Genomic DNA, 1,316 nt, shown 5'->3' on the forward strand with positions numbered 1-1,316 from the left:
AGCGTTCTAAGTGCGTTGAAGTCAGATCGGAAGGACTGGTGGAGCGCTTAGAAGTGAGAATGCCGGTATGAGTAGCGAAAGACGGGTGAGAATCCCGTCCACCGAATGCCTAAGGTTTCCTGAGGAAGGCTCGTCCGCTCAGGGTTAGTCGGGACCTAAGCCGAGGCCGAAAGGCGTAGGCGATGGACAACAGGTTGATATTCCTGTACCACCTCCTCACCATTTGAGCAATGGGGGGACGCAGGAGGATAGGGTAAGCGCGGTATTGGATATCCGCGTCCAAGCAGTTAGGCTGGGAAATAGGCAAATCCGTTTCCCATAAGGCTGAGCTGTGATGGCGAGGGAATTATAGTACCGAAGTTCCTGATTCCACACTGCCAAGAAAAGCCTCTAGCGAGGTGAGAGGTGCCCGTACCGCAAACCGACACAGGTAGGCGAGGAGAGAATCCTAAGGTGATCGAGAGAACTCTCGTTAAGGAACTCGGCAAAATGACCCCGTAACTTCGGGAGAAGGGGTGCTCTGTTAGGGTGCAAGCCCGAGAGAGCCGCAGTGAATAGGCCCAGGCGACTGTTTAGCAAAAACACAGGTCTCTGCGAAGCCGTAAGGCGAAGTATAGGGGCTGACGCCTGCCCGGTGCTGGAAGGTTAAGAGGAGCGCTTAGCGTAAGCGAAGCTGCGAATTGAAGCCCCAGTAAACGGCGGCCGTAACTATAACGGTCCTAAGGTAGCGAAATTCCTTGTCGGGTAAGTTCCGACCCGCACGAAAGGCGCAACGATCTGGGCACTGTCTCAACGAGAGACTCGGTGAAATTATAGTACCTGTGAAGATGCAGGTTACCCGCGACAGGACGGAAAGACCCCGTGGAGCTTTACTGCAGCCTGATATTGAATGTTGGTACAGCTTGTACAGGATAGGTAGGAGCCTTGGAAACCGGAGCGCCAGCTTCGGTGGAGGCATCGGTGGGATACTACCCTGGCTGTATTGACCTTCTAACCCGCCGCCCTTATCGGGCGGGGAGACAGTGTCAGGTGGGCAGTTTGACTGGGGCGGTCGCCTCCTAAAAGGTAACGGAGGCGCCCAAAGGTTCCCTCAGAATGGTTGGAAATCATTCGCAGAGTGTAAAGGCACAAGGGAGCTTGACTGCGAGACCTACAAGTCGAGCAGGGACGAAAGTCGGGCTTAGTGATCCGGTGGTTCCGCATGGAAGGGCCATCGCTCAACGGATAAAAGCTACCCCGGGGATAACAGGCTTATCTCCCCCAAGAGTCCATATCGACGGGGTGGTTTGGCACCTCGATGTCGGCTCGTCGCATCC

The 1,316-nt window shown here is 55.2% G+C and carries 1 rRNA gene; it reads left to right on the top strand.

Features of this window, described 5'->3' with window-relative positions:
* Positions 1–1,316: ribosomal RNA gene (locus ACFU5F_RS42395) — 23S ribosomal RNA — on the top strand; the annotation flags it as partial.

It is taken from the genome of Streptomyces sp. NPDC057438 (assembly GCF_042802995.1).
Classification (GTDB): domain Bacteria; phylum Actinomycetota; class Actinomycetes; order Streptomycetales; family Streptomycetaceae; genus Streptomyces.